The sequence below is a fragment of the Rathayibacter sp. AY1C2 genome (genome assembly GCF_002931195.1).
Classification (GTDB): Bacteria; Actinomycetota; Actinomycetes; order Actinomycetales; family Microbacteriaceae; genus Rathayibacter.
The window spans coordinates 202,846-220,562 of record NZ_PSWG01000003.1; the positions used below are offsets into that span (position 1 = coordinate 202,846).

Consider the following 17,717-nt stretch of genomic DNA (forward strand, 5'->3'; position numbering starts at 1 on the left):
AACCCCGGACCGTCGAGGGGGCCCGCTGGTCGTGGCCCCCGCGACGGTCCGGGATCGCCTCGGCGGAGGGGGGCAGGTCACCAGTCGTGGACGGTGCCGTCGGCGAGTCGGTTGAAGGGCAGGTACGCGCGCACGTAGGGGTACTTCCCGGCGGTGTCGACGTCGAGCTCCACGCCCAGACCGGGGGCGTCGCCCGGGTGCAGCCGTCCCTCGCTCCAGGTGAACGACTGCTGGAAGACGCTGTCGGTCCGCTCGCCGTGCTTCATGTACTCCTGGATCCCGAAGTTGTGGATCGCCAGGCCCAGGTGCATCGCGGCCGCCATTCCCACCGGGGAGACGTCGGTGGGTCCGTGCATCCCGGACTTGATCTGGTACTGCGCGGCGTGGTCGAGGATCCTCCGGAGGTGGGAGACGCCTCCGGTGTGCGTGACCGCGCTCCGGATGTAGTCGATCAGCTGCTCGCGGATGAGGAGCTGGTAGTCCCAGACGGTGTTGAAGACCTCGCCGATCGCCAGGGGCGTGGTGGTGTGCTGCCGGACGAGGCGGAGGGCCTCCTGGTTCTCGGCGGGCGTGCAGTCCTCGAGCCAGAAGAGGTCGTACGGCTCGAGGGACTTGCCGAGGGCCGCGGCCTGGATCGGCGTCATCCGGTGGTGGCCGTCGTGGAGGAGGGGGAGCTCCGGCCCGAACTCGTTGCGGACGGCCTCGAAGACGCGGGGGACGTGGCGCAGGTAGGCGCGGGTGTCCCAGTCCTCCTCGGTCGGCAGGCCGCCGCGCTGCGCCGGCTCGTGGTCGTAGCGCACGCCGGCGTTGCCTTCGAGGACGGCGTTGGAGGCGATGCCGTAGATCGAGGTCAGTCCCGGCACCGCGGTCTGCACGCGGATCGCGCGGTACCCCTGCTCCTGGTGCTCGCGGATGCTGTCGAACAGCTCCGCGTCCGTCCGCCCGGACGCGTGGCCGTAGGCGAGCAGGCCGGTGCGGGACGCGCCTCCGAGCAGCTGGTAGAGCGGCATGCCCGCGGCCTTGCCCTTGATGTCCCAGAGGGCGGTGTCGACCGCCGCGATCGCCGCCATCGTGACCGGCCCGCGGCGCCAGTAGGACGACCGGTAGAGGAACTGCCAGGTGTCCTCGATGCGCGAGGCGTCGCGACCGAGGAGCAGCGGCACGACGTGGTCGGCGAGATAGGAGACCACGGCGAGCTCGCGGCCGTTGAGGGTCGCGTCGCCGAGGCCGGTCAGCCCGTCGTCGGTCGTGAGCTTGAGGGTGACGAAGTTGCGGTCGGGACTGGTGACGACGACCTCGGCCTTGTCGATCTTCATGGGATGCCTTTCGTGGTGGGGGATCGGGTCAGGGGTTCCGGCCGGGAGCGCGGTCCATCGAGAACGCGGCGGTCGAGAGGCCGGGCGCCACGGGCGCGGCCTGTCCCGTGCTCTCGCGGCGCTCGGCGATCTCGGCGACGATCTGCGCGTGCCGGCGGTCGGTCAGCGGGTAGAACGCCATGATCAGCACCGCGAGCAGGGCCGCGACGGCCGGGATGAGGCCGGCGGCGGCGCGGATGCCCCACTCGGCGTGCTCGCTCTGCTCCGCGGCTCCGGCCACGTAGCCGCCCCAGGCCAGCGCGTACGCGGCGAGGGCGCCTCCGACCGCCTGGCCGGTCTTGCGGGTGAAGGAGAACAGGGCGTAGATCGTGCCCTCGGAGCGGATGCCGGTCTTCCACTCCCCGTACTCGACGGTGTCGGCCTCGATGGCCCAGACGAGCATGTTGACGAGCTGGATGCCGACGTAGGCGAGGACCAGTCCGCCGAAGCCGACCGCCACCGCGTCGCCCGGGGCGAGGAAGACGACCGTCCCGCCGCTGATCAGGACCGCGACTCCGGCCATGTAGGCGTTGCGCTTGCCGAACCGCCGCACGATCGTCGGGACGAGGGCGGCCAGGCCGAAGGTCAGGGCGAGCTGGATCAGCGACATCGCGGCGTAGAGCTGGACCGATCCGAGCACGTCGCGCAGGTAGTAGAGCTGCACGGTCTGGAGCGCGAGCGTCCCGGTGAGGAACAGGAACGAGCTGAGGCAGAGGAAGAGCAGCGGCCGGTTGGAGCGGAGGGTCGTCATGCTCTGACGGAACGTGACGTGCGCGACGTCGCGCTGGACGCGCTCCTTCGCGGTCAGGATCGTGAAGAGGTAGAGCGCGGAGCCGACGACGACGAAGCTCAGCGTGACGATCGAGAAGAGCGACTGCAGATCGGCGCCGGGGACGACCAGCGGGGCCATGAAGGTGCCGAGCCCGGCCCCCACGATCGCGCCGCCGATGGCGCGGGCGCTGGCGAGCTTCGCGCGCTCGGTGCCGACCTGCGTCATCGCTCCGGCGAGCGAGCCGTAGGGGATGTTGACGAGGCTGTAGGCGAGGCCGAGCGCGGCGTAGCTCAGGTAGGCGTAGAGCAGGGTTCCGCTCTCGCCGATCTGCGGGACGGAGAAGGTCGCGGCCGAGAGCAGCAGGAGCGGAACCGACCCGAACATCAGGAAGGGCCGGAACTTGCCGAAGCGCCTGCTGTAGGTGCGGTCCACGACCCGGCCGGCGAAGACGTCGGCGAACGCGTCGAAGATCCGCACGACGAGCAGCAGCGTGCCCGCCGCGGCCGCGGAGATCCCGGCGACGTCGGTGTAGTAGACGAGCAGGAACATCGTGGCGGTGGTGAAGGCGAGGTTGTTCGCCGTGTCGCCGGCGCCGTAGCCCACGATGCTCAGCTTCGAGAGCTTCTCAGCGGCGGGCGCTCCGGGCGCGGTGGTGCGGGGGATCATGCGGGCTCCTTTACCCGGGCGCGGACCCGTCGGGGATCCGCGCCGCATCGAGACGGTGCGAGGGTGGCAATCGGTTGCCGACGGCGCCGGAAGGCGCCGCGCGGAGGGGCGGGGTGGAGGTCTAGGCCGCCTGAGCGGCGACCGCGGCGACGAGGGCCGGGTCGTCGGCGAGGCGCGGGTCGACGAGCCGCAGCAGTGCCTCGACGGGTCGGGCGGAGCCGAGGGCGCGGTCGAGGGCGGGGCGCTGCGCGTCGGGCAGGCGGTCGCCCTGGAGCAGCAGTGCGATCCAGTCGGCGACGGCGCGGAGGGAGGCGGCTCCGTCGTGTCCGCCCGCGCGCTCGGCGAGGAGCACGGGCGCGATCCGGATGCGGAGCTTGGCGGTCGCGTCGGCGCCGATCTGCTCGAGCCGGTGCTCGATCCGGGGGTTGCCGAAGCGCTCGAGGAGGGCGGCGCAGTAGGCGTCCGCGTCGAGACCGGCGGGGAGGCCGGCCGCCGCCTCCGCCCAGAACGCCTCGACGGCGCTCCGGCAGGCGGGGTCGGCGATCGCCTCCGCGACGGTGGCGAGGCCCCGCCGGCGGCCGGTGGCGGCGAGGAGCGTGTGCGCGCCGTTGAGGAGTCGCAGCTTGCGCCGCTCGAAGGGCTCGATGTCGTCCACGAAGCGGGCTCCGGCGCGCTCCCAGGCGGGTCGGCCGGCGGGGAAGCCGCCGCAGAGGACCCAGTCGCGGAACGGCTCGGTCACGACGGACGCGGCGTCGCTGATGCCGGTGAGCTCGGCCGCCGCCTCCCGGTCCGCCGCCGTGGCGGCCGGAGTGATCCGGTCGACGGAGGTCGACACGAACGAGACGGTTCGGTCGATCCAGTCGGCGAGCGACGGGTCGAGCCGCTCGGCGAGCAGGAGCAGCCCACGGCGCACGAGAGGGCCGTTGCCGGAGAGGTTGTCGCAGGGGACGACGGCGAGCGGGCCGGAGCCGGCGTCGCGCCGGGCGGTGAGGCCGAGGAGGAGGCGGCCGAGCGCGGTCGTCGGCGCTCCTCCCGATCGGAGGGCGGCGAGGTCGCTCCGGACGGCGGGGTCGTCCAGGTCGAGGCCGCCGTCCGCGGCGAGACGGTACCCGGCCTCCGTGATCGTCAGCATGACGATCGCCGTCGCCGGAGCCGCGACGAGCTCGACGAGACGCGCGACGTCCGCGCCGTCGACCGCCTCGACGATGCTGCCCACGACCGTCGCCGAGTCGCCCTCCGGTCCGCGCTCGATCAGCGTGAACAGGCCGTCCTGCGCGGCGAGCTCCTCGGCCGCGCGGGGGCTCCGGCCGGTGAATGCGGCGATGCCCCACTCGTGGTCGTCGTCGACGGCGTGCGTGTACCAGGCCTGATGCGCTCGGTGGAAGGCGCCGAGGCCGAGGTGGACGATGCGGACGGGAGCCGCCGGCAGGCCCGTGGATGCGCGATCGAGCGCGCCTCCTCCGCCGTGCCCGCTCACAGCTTGAAGACCTTCCGCGGCTGGGAGTCGACGAGGTCCAGGATGACGGCGCTCGCCGTCTCGGAGTCGATGCGCCCCTCGGCGACCAGGCGCGCGAGGAACGCGGCGTCCAGCCTCCGAGCCATGTCGTGACGGGCCGGGATGGAGAGGAACGCGCGGGTGTCGTCGATGAAGCCGGAGCTCCGCGAGAAGCCGGCGGTCTCCGTCACGGCGGCGCGGAAGCGCAGCACCGCGTCGGGCGCGTCGAGGAACCACCACGGCGCTCCGAGGAACACCGACGGGTAGTAGCCGGCGAGGGGAGCGAGCTCGCGCGAGTGGGTGCTCTCGTCGATCCCGAAGAGGACGAGGTGGAAGCCCGGTGCGTTGCCGAGCTCCTGCAGCAGCGGGCGGAGGGGCTCGGCGAACCGGGTCGCGACGGGGATGTCGTGGCCGGTGTCGGGACCGAAGCGCTCGAAGGTCGGCCGATCGTGGTTGCGCAGCACGCCGGCGTGGACGGTCATCACCAGGCCGTCGTCGACGCTCATGCGGGCGGACTGCAGCAGCAGGTGCGCGGCGAGGACGCGGCTGCCCTCGGCGTCGATCGTGCCGGCGCGGGCGCGGGCGAAGAGGGACTGCGCCTCGGCGGGATCGAGGTCGACGGTCAGCGGCTCCAGCACTCCGTGGTCGGCGGAGACGGCGCCGTGGTCGAGGAAGTACCGGCGACGGGCGCGGAGGGCCTCGAGGAATCCGGGGAAGCTGGACTCCTTCGTTCCGGTGGCGGCGGCCAGGGCGGCGACGCGCTCGGGCCAGCCGGGGGTGGAGGGATCGAGGTAGGCGTCGGGGCGGAAGGTCGGCAGCACGCGGCCCGGGAACGCCGGATCCTCCGCCAGAGCCCGATGGACGGTCAGGTCGTCCAGCGGATCGTCGGTCGTCGCCAGCACCTCGATCCCGAACCGCTCGAAGAGCGCCCGCGGGCGGAAGGCGTCGGACGCTAGCCGGACCCCGATCGCCGCGAAGAGGGCGTCGGCGGTGGAGGCGTCGGGCTGCTCGGTGATGCCGAACTGCTCGGCGAGGATCGACTGGAGCCAGTAGCCCGAGGCGGTTCCCGCGAAGATCCGCCAGTGCGCGCAGAACGTGCGCCACACCTCCTCCGGGCCGGCGAGGCGCTCGCCTCCGGGGATGCCGAGATCGCCGAGGTCGATCCCGGCGGAGTGGATCAGCCGGGTGACGTAGTGGTCGTGCCGGAGGAAGAGCTCGGCCGCGTCGGCGAAGGGGCGGTCCTCGAGCAGGAGGCGCGGATCCACGTGCCCGTGCGGGGAGAGGATCGGCAGGTCGGCGACGCTCGCGTGGAGATCGCGGGCGATCGCCCGGGTCGTCGGGTCGATCGGCAGGAGTCGGTCGGGATCGTTCAGCAGCTTCGTCGGCACGGGGCCATCCAAGTATGGGTGTCGATGAGTGTCAACCGATTGCCAGAGGTGTCGCACCGGATGGCGCGCCGGGCGCGGACCGGGGTCAGGAGTCGCGGCGGGGCCCCGTCGAGGCGCGCGGGACGAACTCCGTCGGCAGATCGTCGGCCCGCTCCGGAGGCTCCTCGTCGCCGAGCACCCGGCGGACCGCCCGCTCGCCCATCCGGCCCAGCGGGGCGCTGATGGTCGACAGCGGCGGCGAGGTGAAGTCGCTCCCGAAGATGTCGTCGAAGCCGATGATGCTGAGCTGCTCCGGGATCGCGACGCCCGACTCCTGAGCCGCGCGCATCAGTCCGATGGCGACCAGGTCGTTGTAGGCGATCACCGCGCCGACGCCGGAGGCGGTCACCCTCGCGAGCGCGCTCCTCCCGCCCTCGAGGGTCGAGACGCCCGGCCCGATCTCGACGACCGTCATGCCCCGCTGCGGAGCGCGGTCGAGGAGGAGCTCCCATCGCGCGGCGCTCATCCACGAGTCGGGCGGACCGGCGATGAAGGCGAGGGAGCGGTGGCCGAGGGCAGCGAGGTGGTCGAGCGCGGCGTCGATCCCGGAGGCGAGATCGGGCACGATCCCCGCGACGCCGGGGACCACGCGGTTGAGGACGACGACGGGGATGCGCCCGGCCAGCGCGATGATCTCCTCGTCGCTGAGGCGGGTGCTGACGAGGACGAGCCCGTCGGTGGAAGCGGCGATGCGGTCGGCCGCCTCGGCCTCGCGCTCCCCGGACTCCTGCGACTCGGCGAGGATCATCGTGAAGCCGCGGAGCGACGCCGCCCGCTCCGCTCCGCGCACGGCGGGGAAGAAGGCCGGGTTGGTGATGTCGGCCACCAGCAGCCCGAGGGTCGAGGTGCGGCCCGTCGGCAGCGCGCGCGCCATCGGGTTGAGCCGGTAGCCCAGCTCCTTCGCGGCGGCGCGGATCCGCTGCTCGGTCGCGGCGTTCAGCCGTCCGGGCGTGCTCAGCCCGCGGGAGACGGTGGAGGGGGCGACGCCGGCGAGTCGGGCGACGTCGTAGATCGTCGTCGCGGAGCGGCCGCGGCGTCTCGCGGCGGAGGGGCCGGTGGGCGCGTCTTCGCTGGGCACGATCGCGGTCTTCTCTCGAGGGGCACGGCGGCGGACGGGGCGCCGTCCGCCGCCCATGCTGCCACAGGGCCGAGAAGCCCGCCCGGCCCGTCGCTCGCGTCCGGGTCGGGCCGGATCGGGGAGCCCGCGCTCCGGGAGGCCGCCGTCGCCGGCCTGCCGCCCATCGCTCCGGCCCCGTCCAGCGCGGGTCCGCACGGCTCCGCCCCGTCAGCTCCGCTCCGGGAACGCCCCCTCCTCGCGGATGCGCTCGTTGAGCGCCGCCAGGAACACGCCCTCGTCGAGGTCGAGCGGTACCTCGCGTCCCGTCCAGCTCGAGTAGTAGATGGCGTTGGCGAGCCGGACCCCGAGGATCCCCTCCGCCCCGGGTGCGAGCAGCGGCGTGCCGTGCAGGATGCTGTCCGCGAAGTCCTGCAGGACGGCCGTGTGCTGCTCGCCCCATACCGACGCCGACTCGATCCGCTCCGTCGTGGAGAGGCCCGCGGTGTCGTAGCGACCGCTGAGCAGGAGACCCACGTCCTCGGCGCTGAGGGCGGCGCTGACCTCGCGCTCGGGGGCGGTCAACCGGGTGATCGTCGCGACCCGGGAGTCGTCGACGACGATCCGGCCGCGGTCGCCGACGATCTCGAGGCGGTCCGTGCCGATCGGGTCGTGCGTCGTGGTGACCAGCACTCCGGTCGTGCCCCCGCCGAAATCGGCGAGCACCGTGACCTCGTCCTCCACCGCGATGTCGCGGCACCGCCCGTAGCCGGCTTTCGCGACCACCGACTCCGGCACTCCGCACAGCCACTGCCACAGGTCGAGCTGGTGGGGCGCCTGGTTGACCAGGACGCCTCCGCCCTCGCCTCCCCACGTCGCGCGCCACGCGCTCTGGTCGAAGTAGGCCTGCGGCCGCCACCAGGTCGTGATGATCCAGTTCGAGCGCAGGATCCGGCCGATCCCGCCCTCGTCGACGACCTCCTTGAGCCGGCGGTAGAGCGGGTTCGCCCGCTGGTTGAACATGATCGCGAAGCGCTGACCAGGACGGGCGGCGGCGGCCTCGTTCAGCTCCGCGACCTGCGCGGCGTAGACGCCCGCCGGCTTGTCGACCAGCACGTGCAGCCCGTGCTCGAGAGCGACGATGCCGATCCCGGGGTGGAGGTAGTGCGGAGTGCAGACGACGACGGCGTCGACCTCTCCGCTCGCGAGGAGGGAGCGGTGGTCGGCGTGGAAGGATGCTCCGGGCGCGAGCGCGGCGGCCGCCGCCTCCCGGGCGGGGTCGACGTCGGCGACGGCCGTGACGACGAGGTCGCGCACCCTGCCGTCGGCGAGGAAGCGGGCGTAGGAGGAGCCCTGGGCGCCGAATCCGATGATGCCGAGGCGGACGGTGGTCATGGGAGGAGTCCTTCGTTCGGGGTGGAGTGGGGGATCCGCGCGGGCGCGCTCGGGGCGTACGCGGCCTGGACGATCGCGAGCGACCTCGCCGCCTCGCGGGGCGAGATCCAGAAGGGCTCGTCCTCGCCGAGGCGGGCGTAGAAGTCGTGCACGAGCAGCTCGTGCGAGGCGCCCCAGTACGACCGCCCGCCGGATCGGCGCTCCGTGTCCGGGACGACCTCGACGGATCCGTCGTCGCGCCGCACGGTGAGGGCACCGCGCAGCGAGACGGTGGCGCGCTCGGTGCGCAGGCGGAGCTCGACCGGCTCGTCCCACGCGTTCGCCACGGTCGCGTAGAGGACGCTGCGCGCGCCGGAGGCGTGGGTGAGCACCAGGTCGGCGGTGTCCTCGACCTCGATCGGAAGCAGGCGCGTGGAGGCGGAGCCGCTCACCGCGACCACATCGCCGAGGAGCCACTGCAGGAGGTCGACGGTGTGGATCGCCTGGTTCATCAGCATCCCGCCGCCGCCCTCGGCCCGCATCCCGCGCCAGGGGCGGTCGAGGTAGTAGCCGGGAGCGCGGTGCCAGAGCACGGTCGCGGCTGCACCCGTCACGGCGCCCAGGGAGCCGGACGCCAGCAGCTCGCGGAGGCGCTGCACGGGCGGGTTGTAGCGGTTCTGGAAGCAGACGCCGATGCGCGCCCCGCCCCGCTCGGCCGCGGCGATCACCTGCTCGCCCTCGGCGACGGAGGAGGCGAGCGGCTTCTCGAGGAGCACCGCGACGCCGCGGTCCAGGGCCGCGACCGCCAGCGCGGCGTGCGTGCTGTGCGGAGTGCAGACGTGCACGACGTCGGGGCGGACGGAGTCGAGCATCCGGACCGCCTCGGGGAAGCCCGGCACCGCGTGCCTCTCGGCGGCCGCGGCGAGCCGGCCCGGGTCGGTGTCGCAGACCGCCACCAGCTCCGCGCCGGGCGCCGTGCCGATCGCCGCGAGGTGGACGGAGGAGATGTCGCCGCAGCCGATCACCGCCGCGCGGACGCTCATCGCAGGTCGATCCCGAGCGAGGAGGCGAGCCCCCGGAAGGCCCGAGCGGCCACTCCGAACGACTCGGGGCCGGAGAATCCGCCGAGGGCGTCCGTGATCGCGAGGTGCGGCTCCAGCGAGGCGACTCCCGTCCAGCCGTCGTCTCGCAGGGCGGTGAGCGTCTCGCGCAGCTGGCCGTCGCCCTCGCCGGCGGGCACCACGGTGCCGGTCGCCGCCACCGCGTCCTTCACCTGCAGGTAGTCGACGTAGGGCCGCAGCGCCGTCCAGCCGTCGTCGAAGGGCCGCACCCCGCACTGCACGAAGTTCGCGTTGTCCCAGGCGAGGCGCAGGGCGGGCGAGCCGACGGACTCGACCAGGTCGAGGATCCGCTCGGGGACGTCGCCGTAGATGTCCTTCTCGTTCTCGTGCAGCAGCATCACGCCCTCGCGCTCGGCGCGATCGGCGAGCATGCGCATGCGCAGCAGGACGTCGTCGCGGATGCTCTCGACCGGCACTCCCTCGCCCCGGTAGAACGAGAAGACGCGGATGCTCGGTGTGCCGAGGGCGTGCGCGGCGCGGATGACGCGGTCGAGGCGCGCCACCTCGAGCTCGGGGTCGAGGGCGACGTCGACCTTGCCGATGGGCGAGGCGACGGCCGAGACGGACTGGCCGCCGCGCTCGAGCACGGCGGCCAGGCGGGCGAGGCGCTCGTCGTCGAGGTCGACGACGTTCCGGCCCCAGGCGCTGCGCACCTCGATGCTGTGCGCGCCGAGCGCTCGGAGGACGGCGACCTGGACGACCGGGTCGGGGTCGATCTCGTCGCCGAAGCCGGAGAGGGTCCAGGGTGCGGGGTTCGCGGGTGCGGTGGTCACGGTGCGTGCCTCGTTCTCGTCGTCGGGAACCGGCGGGCAGGAGCGCCGCCGTGCCACGACCATACGCGTATTGGCAACCGATTGACAAGATCGGAGGCGCGCCTCTACCGTCGGGGGCGTTCCGGGCCGCGGAGACGCCGGCCCCCACCGCGACCGGGAGGACTGCCGTGACCAGGATCGGCGTGCAGGCGATGATGCTGAAGGACGCGTTCGCCTCGGCGGGCGCCTTCGCGACGCTCCGGGAGGTCCGAGCGATCGGCTACCGGTCGGTGGAGATCTCGCAGATCCCGCTGACGGCGGCCACCGTGGCCGAGCTGCAGCGGGCGCGGGACGAGCTCGGCGTCGAGATCGCGGCGATCTCGGCGGGCCTGGCACCTGGGGATTCCCCGGGCGCCGCGCTCGAGGGCGGGCTCGCCGGGATCGTCGCCGACGCCTGCGCGCTCGGCACGCGCACGGTCCGGATCGGCATGCTGCCCGCCTCCGCGGCGGCCTCGCCGGCCGCTCTGCTCGACTTCGCCGACCGCTGCCAGGCCGCCGCGGCGAGGCTCCGCGACGACGGGCTGCGGTTGCTGCTCCACAACCACCACTACGAGTTCGCGCGGCACGACGGCCGCCTCCTGCTCGACGTCGTCGCCGACCGGGCTCCGCTGCTGGGGCTCGAGCTCGACGTGCACTGGGTGCAGCGGGGCGGGCTCGATCCCGTGACGACGCTGCGCCGGTACGGGGAGCGCGTCGCCCTGTTGCACCTGAAGGACTACCGGGTCGGGCCGCCCGCCGACATGTCCGGCGGGTGGTCCGTGCACGCCTTCACCTCGAACGTGCAGTTCGCCGAGGTGGGAGAGGGCAATCTCGACTTCCCGGGGATCATCGGGACGAGCCTCGCGCTCGGCGTCGACCATCTCCTCGTCGAGCAGGACGAGTGCTACGGGCGGAGCGCGCTCGACTGCCTGCGGACCTCGCACGCGAACCTCGTCGCGATGGGGTTCTCGGACCTGTTCTGAGGAGCGGCCGAGGCTCCTCCCCAGGGATCGGAGCGGCCCGTTCTCCACCGATCCGGGGCCCGATTCCCCGCCGCGTCGGACGCGACGGCACGCTGGCTCTCCGTGCCCGACCAGTCCGTGGTCGAGTGGACCGAGGACGCCGCCCCGCACGCCGAGGAGGAGGAACGACGACCGGGAAGACGACTGCGAACGACGGCTCGATGGCCCTCGGCTACCCGCCCGCGTACGACCGCCCCGCTCCGGCCGCCCCTCCGCCCGGTCGATCGGGGATCTCCGTTCCGTCCTCGCATCCGGGCGCAGCCCCGGAGAAGAAGCAGCCGGATCCGCCGGGGTCCGCCTCCGCTCCGCGGAGCGGAGGACAATGGAGGGACCCCCAGCGAAGGAGACCACCGTGGATCAGCCGCGCATGAACGTCGAGTCGTTCAACCTCGACCACCGCACCGTCGCAGCGCCGTACGTGCGCCTCGCCGACGCGAAGACGCTGCCCGGAGGCGACCACCTCGTCAAGTACGACGTGCGCTTCACCCAGCCCAACCGCGGGCACCTCGAGATGCCCACCGTGCACTCGCTCGAGCACCTGTTCGCCGAGAAGTCCCGCAACCACTCCGACCGCGTGATCGACTTCTCGCCGATGGGCTGCCAGACCGGCTTCTACCTGCTCCTCTCGGGCGAGCCCGAGCTCTCCGAGGTGCTCGGCCTGGTCGAGGCGACGCTCCAGGACATCACCGAGGCCGACGAGGTCCCGGCCGCCAACGAGACCCAGTGCGGCTGGGGCGCCAACCACTCCCTCGAGGGGGCGCAGGAGGCGGCGCGCACGTTCCTCGCGCACCGCTCGGAGTGGGAGACGGTCACCGCGTGAGCACGGCGATCGTCCTGGTCGCGATGGACGAGGAGGCCGCGCCGTTCCTCGTCGCCGCGTCCAGAGCCTCCGAGCCGCGCGCCGTCGGCAACGCGCTGCAGTGGGAGCTCGAGCTCGACTCCCGCGCGGTGCTGCTCGTCCGCACCGGCATCGGCCTCGTCAACGCGGCCGGCGGTCTCACCGCAGCGATCCTTCGGGCGGCCGGCGAGCGGCCGCTCGTGGTGAGCGCGGGGACCGCCGGCGGCCTGGGCGCCGACGTCCGCGTGGGCGAGGTCGTGATCGGCGCCGAGTACGTGCAGACCGACGCCGATGCGCGGGCGTTCGGCTACGCGCTCGGGCAGGTCCCGGGGATGCCCGCCCGCTACTCCGGGGACGACGCGGCGCTCGCCGCGGAGCTCGAGCTGCTGGAGGGGCCGCCGGTGCGCCGCGGCCTGATCGTCTCGAGCGACGTCTTCGTCTCGAGCGCCCGCGTGGACCGCGTGCGGAACGACTTCCCCGGCGCGCTCGCCACCGACATGGAGTCCGTCGCCCTCGCGCAGACGGCGCACGTGCACGGGCTGCCGTTCGTCTCGGTCCGCGGGATCTCGGACCTCTGCGCCCCCGGCGAGTTCGAGGCGCACGTCGACGACGCGGCCGATCGCTCCGTCGCCGTGGTGCGGGCGCTGCTGCGCGGGCTCGGCGACCGGGACTGACGGACGGGCGGCCCTCCGCGACAGCGCGGAAGGGCCGCCCGGCGGTCAGTCGTTGCCGACGTGCTGGTCGCCGGCCTCCTGGGCCTTGTCGACCTGGCCGGCGAACTTCCCGCCGGTCGCGGAGTCGGCGGCGTCGCCCGCCTTGTCGAGTCCCTTGTCGGTCAGCTCCTCGCCCTTGTCGCTGTTCACGGCGTTCTTCGCCTTGTCCGCGAGTCCTCCGAGATCCACCATGGGGTCGTTCCTTCCGTCGATGAGCGCCCGTCGAGCAACGGGCCGTCGCCATTCTCCGCCGCTCGGCGAGGGTCTGCGCGGGGGTTGCGGCTCACGGCCGCGCCGAGGACGATGCGCCTCCGGATCCGCTGTTCCGCTCGTGCCCGCGACGCGCCAGAGTGAGCGGTGCGCCCCCGCGCACCGACCCCAGGGAGACCCGATGAAGTACATGCTGATCATGCGCGCGACCGATGCGGCGAAGGAGGCCTACGCCTCGATCCCGTTCGACGAGATCATCACCCGGATGGGGCAGTACAACGAGGCGATGATCGAGGCGGGCGTGCTGCTCTCGGGCGACGGCCTGGCCGACGACGTCGCCTCCTCCGGCTTCGTGGTCGACTTCTCCTCCGAGCCGCCGACCGTCGTCGACGGCGCCTACGGCCCGACCGAGTCGCTCTTCAACGGCTTCTGGATCATCGGGGTCGACTCGAAGGAGCAGGCCCGCGAGTGGGCGCTGCGCTGCCCGCTGGTGCCCGGCAACCGCCTCGAGGTGCGCCGGATCACCGACGAGAGCGACTTCGCGGAGTTCGCCGACAACGAGTACGTGCAGAAGGAGGCCGGCTGGCGCGAGGACGAGGCGGCCCGCGCCTCCGGGGACTGACGCGGCGGCGGGCGTCACGCCTCCGTGACGACGCCCGCCTCGACGTGCCAGTGCCGCGTCAGCTGCACCGTCTCGAGCATCCGCCGGTCGTGGGTGACCAGCAGCAGGGTGCCCTCGTACGCCTCGAGCGCCTCCTCCAGCTGCTCGATGGCGACGAGGTCGAGGTGGTTGGTCGGCTCGTCGAGCACCAAAAGGTTCGTGCCGCGGGCCTGGAGGAGCGCCAGGGCGGCCCGCGTCCGCTCGCCCGGCGACAGCTCGCCGACGCGGCGGCCGACGTGATCGGCCTTCAGCCCGAACTTCGCCAGCAGCGTGCGGACCTCGGCGGTCGGCCACTCGGGCACCAGCGCCTCGAACGCGTCCGCGAGCGGCACCTCGGCGGCGAGCATCCCGCGGGCCTGATCGATCTCGCCGATCGCCACGCTCGCTCCGAGAGAGGCGCCGCCCTCCTCCGGCTCGGCGCGGCCGAGGAGGAGCGACAGCAGCGTCGACTTGCCGGCGCCGTTGGGCCCGGTGATGCCGATCCGGTCGCCCGCGTCGACCTGGAGCGACACCGGCCCGAGCGTGAAGGCGCCGCGGCGGGCGACCGCGCCGTTCAGCGTCGAGACGACCGAGCTCGAGCGCGGGGCGCTGCCGATCGTGAAGGCGAGCTGCCACTCCTTGCGCGGCTCCTCGACCTCCTCGAGCCGCGCGATCCGGCTCTCCATCTGGCGCACCTTCTGCGCCTGCTTCTCGCTCGACTCCGCCGAGGCCTTGCGGCGGATCTTGTCGTTGTCGGGGGCCTTCTTCATCGCGTTGCGCACGCCCTGGCTCGACCACTCCCGCTGGGTGCGGGCGCGGGAGACCAGGTCGGCCTTCTGCTCGGCGAAGTCCTCGTACTTCTCGCGGCGCTGGCGGCGCGCGGTCTCGCGCTCCTCCAGGAACGCGTCGTAGCCGCCTCCGTAGACCCGGTTGGTGCCCTGCGCGAGATCGAGCTCGAGCACGCGGGTGACGCTGCGGGCGAGGAACTCGCGATCGTGGCTCACGAGGACCGCGCCGCCGCGGAGCCCGCGGACGAAGGCCTCCAGGCGCTCCAGGCCGTCGAGGTCGAGGTCGTTGGTCGGCTCGTCGAGCAGCACCACGTCGAAGCGCGAGAGCAGCAGCGCCGCGAGGCCGACCCGCGCCGCCTGCCCGCCGGAGAGGGAGGTCATCGTCGAGGAGGCGGCCGCGGCGCCGAGCGACAGGCCCAGGTCGGCCAGGACGACCGGGGTGCGCTCGTCGAGGTCGGCCGCGCCGCTCGCGAGCCAGCGGTCGAGCGCGAGGGCGTACCGGTCCGCGATCGAGCCGTCGGGATCGGGGTCGGCCAGGGCGGAGGCGGCGGCGTCGAGCTCGGCGGAGGCCTCGGCGCAGCCGGTGCGGCGCGCGATGTAGCCGGCCACGGTCTCGCCCTCGCGGCGCTCGTGCTCCTGCGGCAGCCAGCCGACGAAGGCGTCGCCCGGCGAGAGCACGACGGAGCCCTCGAGCGGAGCCGTCTCGCCCGCGAGGATGCGCAGGAGCGTCGACTTGCCGGCTCCGTTCGCCCCCACGACGCCCACCACGTCCCCGGGGGCGACCGTCAGGTCGAGTCCGTCGAACAGGGTGCGGTGCGCATAGCCTCCGGAGAGGCCCTTGGCGACGAGGGTGGCGGTCACCGGTCCAGCGTAGGCGCGGGCGACTCGCTAGACGGCCTGGTGATCAGCCGGTCTAGGATGTGCGGATGAGCGACACGAGCCTGCGGAGCGGCGCCGGGTACTGGTACCCGGACGAGTCGTCCACCCGCCGTGCGGTCGAGGTGCTGAGCGCCATGCGCACGTACCGCGTCTCCGAGGTCTCGATGCGCCGCCGCACGCGCGAGCGGATGGCGATGGGCGAGACGGACCTGATCGCCATCCAGTACCTGCTCCGCCAGCAGCGCAAGGGCGAGCTGGTGACCGGCAAGGACCTGGCCTCGCACCTCTCCATCTCGTCCGCGTCGACCACGGTCCTCATCGACCGCCTGGTCCGCAGCGGCCACCTCGTGCGCAAGCCCAACCCGACCGACCGGCGCGGGATCGTCGTGGAGGCGACCGTCGACAGCGACGACGAGGTGCGCGCCACGCTCCAGGAGATGCACCGCCGGATGCTCGAGATCGCCGAGGACCTGGACGCTCCCGAGGCCGAGGTCGTCGTCAACTTCCTCCGCCGGATGAGCGCGGCCGTCGACCAGATCGACGCGGAGCACGGCGACGGGCACGATACGGACGAAGCGGACGACGCGGAACCCTCCGCAGCGAAATAGCTAGACGGACTAGTAATAAGCCGGGGGGCCTATAGTCTGGCGGCATGGGTCAATTCCTCTACGGCACTCCTCCCGCCGTCATCGAGATCGAGGACCGGACCCTGGCCCACCTCCAGATCGTGATCTACGCGAAGTTCCGCCGCGACGAGCGCTTCAGCCTCACCCTCGACTCGATGCCCGAGGGCGCGCGCGGCCGCCACTCCTTCTGGATGAACCCGAACATCGCCCTGCAGTTCCACTTCGCGGGGAGCCGGCAGCCGACGATCAACCCGGCCTGGGTCGAGCTCCTGATGGACGCGGCGAACAGCGGCGGCGGGCTGCGCCTGCTCCCCGAGCCCCCGTCCTGACCCGGTCCCGGTGAGGCCGACCCGGCCCCGGCGACCGCGGAGCTCCCTGCACGACGGTGGATCCGCAGCACCGGCCTCCTGCGACAGCGCACGTGCCCCCGGCCGCCCCGTCTCCTAGGGTGGAGCGGGCGCCGCGGGGCGTGCGGAGGGCGGGGGACATGCGCAGGACGGTCATCGGAGCGACGGCACTGGCCGGTGTGCTCGCGCTCGCGGGGTGCTCGGCGCCCGCTCCGGCTCCGACGGTCACGGTCACCGTGTTCGCCACGGCGACGCCGACTCCGGTGCCGGACCCGACCGTCACGGCGGCGCTCCCGCAAGCGACGGCCACGGTCTTCGCGCCGGTCCCCGAGGCGACGGTCACCTTCACGCCGAACGCGACACCGGACATCCCCGAGACCGCCTTCGCGGTCGACAACGGCGCGGTTCCCGGGGCGAACGGCGAGCCGACCCGCGACGGGGAGGGGGACATCGTGAGCTACACCGTGGTGCAGGGCGACACGTTCTTCGACATCGCGCAGCGCTTCGGGATCCCGGTGCAGCAGCTGCTCCGGATGAACCCGACGATCGCCGGAGCCGGCGAGGCGGTCTACATCAATGCAGTCATCAACCTCGACGCGAGCACGCTGGGCTGAGCGGAGCGGCGAGCCGCGGAGGCGGCCGCCCGGAGCGACCCGGCTACTGCGACTTCGGCAGGACGTGGAACGCGACGGCGAGCGATCCCGAGATCATCAGGATGCCGCCGACGAAGAGGAATCCGGCGATGTCGGGCAGCAGGAACGAGTTGCCGAGAACGAGGATCCCGCCGAGGAACAGCACGAACGAGAGGACGACGCCCAGACCAGTCATGCCCTCATCGTACGCAGGTCACGGGAGCAGGAGGTCCGCGAGCTCCTCGGCGCCGGACACCAGCGCGATCGTCCCGACCGCCTCGAGCGGCGATCCGTAGCCCCACTCGACCATGATCGTCGGCACGCCGTGGGCGGCGGCGCCCTGCACGTCGTGCTCGCGGTCGCCCACCATCACCGGCGCCGAGAGGTCGACGCCGAGCTCGCGTAGCCGGCGCAGCGCCTCCTCCACGACGTCGGCCTTGGCGCTGCGGACCTCGTCCTCGGAGGCGCCGCAGATCACCGTGAAGTACTGCGCCAGGCCGTAGTGCTCGAGGATGCGCGTGGCCGCCGACTCCGGCTTGGAGGTCGCGAGCGAGAGCGGCACGCCGGCCTCGGCGATGCGCGCGAGCACCTCGGGCAGCCCCGGGTAGACCGAGGAGTCGAACAGTCCGCCCGCGTTGTAGCGGCGGCGGTAGACCACGAGCGCGGCCTGTGCCTCCTCGACGGTCATCCCGCCGAGCTCGCGGAACGCCTCGAGCAGCGGAGGGCCGACGTAGGCCAGCAGCTCGGCCGGAGCGGGCACGGGGCGGCCCAGCTCGACGAAGGTCTCGACGAGGGTGCCGGTGATGCCGGGGGCCGAGTCGGTGATCGTGCCGTCGAGGTCGAACAGGATGCAGGACCAGGTGCCGGCTCGCGCGTCGAGGCCGGTGGCGGCGAGGGTCGTGTCGGACATGGCGGGCTCCTGACCTCGGAGGACGGGGTGACGCCGGCGCTGCCCCGCCGGGGGCCA

General features: G+C 73.2%; 19 protein-coding genes. 7 read left to right on the top strand and 12 right to left on the bottom strand.

The window, feature by feature from the left end; translation table 11 throughout:
• Window positions 1-77: 77 nt before the first annotated feature.
• From manD to C5C55_RS04230, 8 genes are all read right to left on the bottom strand, one after another.
• Window positions 78-1,316: a D-mannonate dehydratase ManD gene (manD, locus tag C5C55_RS04195; protein WP_104233006.1), complete on the bottom strand. Its 1,239-nt coding sequence runs from the start codon at window positions 1,314-1,316 to the stop codon at window positions 78-80.
• A gap of 28 nt (window positions 1,317-1,344) precedes the next feature.
• A complete protein-coding gene (gene uidB / locus C5C55_RS04200) occupies window positions 1,345-2,793 on the bottom strand; it encodes a glucuronide transporter (RefSeq protein ID WP_104233007.1) in 1,449 nt (482 codons plus the stop codon).
• Window positions 2,794-2,914: 121 nt separating this feature from the next.
• Window positions 2,915-4,270: a mannitol dehydrogenase family protein gene (locus tag C5C55_RS04205; RefSeq protein WP_258072488.1), complete on the bottom strand. Its 1,356-nt coding sequence runs from the start codon at window positions 4,268-4,270 to the stop codon at window positions 2,915-2,917.
• Entirely contained in the window at window positions 4,267-5,676 is a 1,410-nt protein-coding gene (gene uxaC, locus C5C55_RS04210; RefSeq protein WP_104233008.1) for a glucuronate isomerase, read from the bottom strand. The genes C5C55_RS04205 and uxaC overlap by 4 nt, the downstream gene beginning before the upstream one ends.
• A gap of 85 nt (window positions 5,677-5,761) precedes the next feature.
• Window positions 5,762-6,793, bottom strand: a complete 1,032-nt coding sequence (locus tag C5C55_RS04215; RefSeq protein WP_181067769.1) for a LacI family DNA-binding transcriptional regulator — start codon at window positions 6,791-6,793, stop codon at window positions 5,762-5,764.
• A 207-nt stretch (window positions 6,794-7,000) separates the two neighbouring features.
• Window positions 7,001-8,164: a Gfo/Idh/MocA family protein gene (locus tag C5C55_RS04220; protein WP_104233010.1), complete on the bottom strand. Its 1,164-nt coding sequence runs from the start codon at window positions 8,162-8,164 to the stop codon at window positions 7,001-7,003.
• Window positions 8,161-9,186, bottom strand: coding sequence for a Gfo/Idh/MocA family protein (locus tag C5C55_RS04225; RefSeq protein WP_104233011.1), 1,026 nt, complete (start codon window positions 9,184-9,186; stop codon window positions 8,161-8,163). The genes C5C55_RS04220 and C5C55_RS04225 overlap by 4 nt, the downstream gene beginning before the upstream one ends.
• A complete protein-coding gene (locus tag C5C55_RS04230; protein ID WP_258065778.1) occupies window positions 9,183-10,037 on the bottom strand; it encodes a sugar phosphate isomerase/epimerase in 855 nt (284 codons plus the stop codon). The genes C5C55_RS04225 and C5C55_RS04230 overlap by 4 nt, the downstream gene beginning before the upstream one ends.
• Window positions 10,038-10,204: 167 nt before the next feature.
• Between C5C55_RS04230 and C5C55_RS04235 the strand changes: the two genes are divergently transcribed.
• From C5C55_RS04235 to mtnN, 3 genes are all read left to right on the top strand, one after another.
• Window positions 10,205-11,038 carry a sugar phosphate isomerase/epimerase gene (locus C5C55_RS04235; RefSeq protein WP_258072489.1) on the top strand — a complete coding sequence of 278 codons (834 nt, stop codon included), beginning with the start codon at window positions 10,205-10,207 and terminating at the stop codon, window positions 11,036-11,038.
• A 361-nt stretch (window positions 11,039-11,399) separates the two neighbouring features.
• Window positions 11,400-11,897, top strand: coding sequence for an S-ribosylhomocysteine lyase (locus C5C55_RS04240; RefSeq protein WP_308470742.1), 498 nt, complete (start codon window positions 11,400-11,402; stop codon window positions 11,895-11,897).
• The gene (gene mtnN / locus C5C55_RS04245; RefSeq protein WP_258072490.1) at window positions 11,894-12,589 is read left to right on the top strand and encodes a 5'-methylthioadenosine/S-adenosylhomocysteine nucleosidase; all 696 of its coding nucleotides are present in this window, start codon (window positions 11,894-11,896) and stop codon (window positions 12,587-12,589) included. Before C5C55_RS04240 ends, mtnN begins: the two co-directional genes overlap by 4 nt.
• Window positions 12,590-12,634: 45 nt before the next feature.
• Here mtnN and C5C55_RS04250 read toward each other — a convergent pair whose 3' ends face one another.
• Window positions 12,635-12,820, bottom strand: coding sequence for an antitoxin (locus C5C55_RS04250; protein ID WP_104222638.1), 186 nt, complete (start codon window positions 12,818-12,820; stop codon window positions 12,635-12,637).
• Window positions 12,821-13,019: 199 nt separating this feature from the next.
• Here C5C55_RS04250 and C5C55_RS04255 point away from each other — a divergent pair, with 199 nt between their 5' ends.
• Window positions 13,020-13,460 carry a YciI family protein gene (locus tag C5C55_RS04255; RefSeq protein WP_104222630.1) on the top strand — a complete coding sequence of 147 codons (441 nt, stop codon included), beginning with the start codon at window positions 13,020-13,022 and terminating at the stop codon, window positions 13,458-13,460.
• A 14-nt stretch (window positions 13,461-13,474) separates the two neighbouring features.
• Here C5C55_RS04255 and C5C55_RS04260 read toward each other — a convergent pair whose 3' ends face one another.
• On the bottom strand, window positions 13,475-15,127 hold the full coding sequence (locus C5C55_RS04260) for an ABC-F family ATP-binding cassette domain-containing protein (protein ID WP_104222629.1): 1,653 nt from the start codon (window positions 15,125-15,127) through the stop codon (window positions 13,475-13,477).
• A gap of 65 nt (window positions 15,128-15,192) precedes the next feature.
• On the opposite strand from C5C55_RS04260, the gene C5C55_RS04265 reads away from it, so the two are divergent.
• The 3 genes from C5C55_RS04265 (at window position 15,193) to C5C55_RS04275 (ending at window position 16,732) form a co-directional block, all read left to right on the top strand.
• The gene (locus C5C55_RS04265; RefSeq protein WP_104233013.1) at window positions 15,193-15,753 is read left to right on the top strand and encodes a MarR family winged helix-turn-helix transcriptional regulator; all 561 of its coding nucleotides are present in this window, start codon (window positions 15,193-15,195) and stop codon (window positions 15,751-15,753) included.
• A 44-nt stretch (window positions 15,754-15,797) separates the two neighbouring features.
• The gene (locus C5C55_RS04270; protein WP_104233014.1) at window positions 15,798-16,100 is read left to right on the top strand and encodes an ATP-dependent DNA ligase; all 303 of its coding nucleotides are present in this window, start codon (window positions 15,798-15,800) and stop codon (window positions 16,098-16,100) included.
• Window positions 16,101-16,258: 158 nt separating this feature from the next.
• On the top strand, window positions 16,259-16,732 hold the full coding sequence (locus tag C5C55_RS04275) for a LysM domain-containing protein (RefSeq protein WP_104222627.1): 474 nt from the start codon (window positions 16,259-16,261) through the stop codon (window positions 16,730-16,732).
• A 43-nt stretch (window positions 16,733-16,775) separates the two neighbouring features.
• Here the strand turns inward: C5C55_RS04275 and C5C55_RS16480 are convergent, their stop codons facing one another.
• Window positions 16,776-16,946, bottom strand: a complete 171-nt coding sequence (locus tag C5C55_RS16480; RefSeq protein ID WP_159911733.1) for a hypothetical protein — start codon at window positions 16,944-16,946, stop codon at window positions 16,776-16,778.
• 18 nt (window positions 16,947-16,964) lie between these two features.
• On the bottom strand, window positions 16,965-17,660 hold the full coding sequence (locus C5C55_RS04280; RefSeq protein WP_104222626.1) for an HAD hydrolase-like protein: 696 nt from the start codon (window positions 17,658-17,660) through the stop codon (window positions 16,965-16,967).
• Window positions 17,661-17,717: the final 57 nt, after the last annotated feature.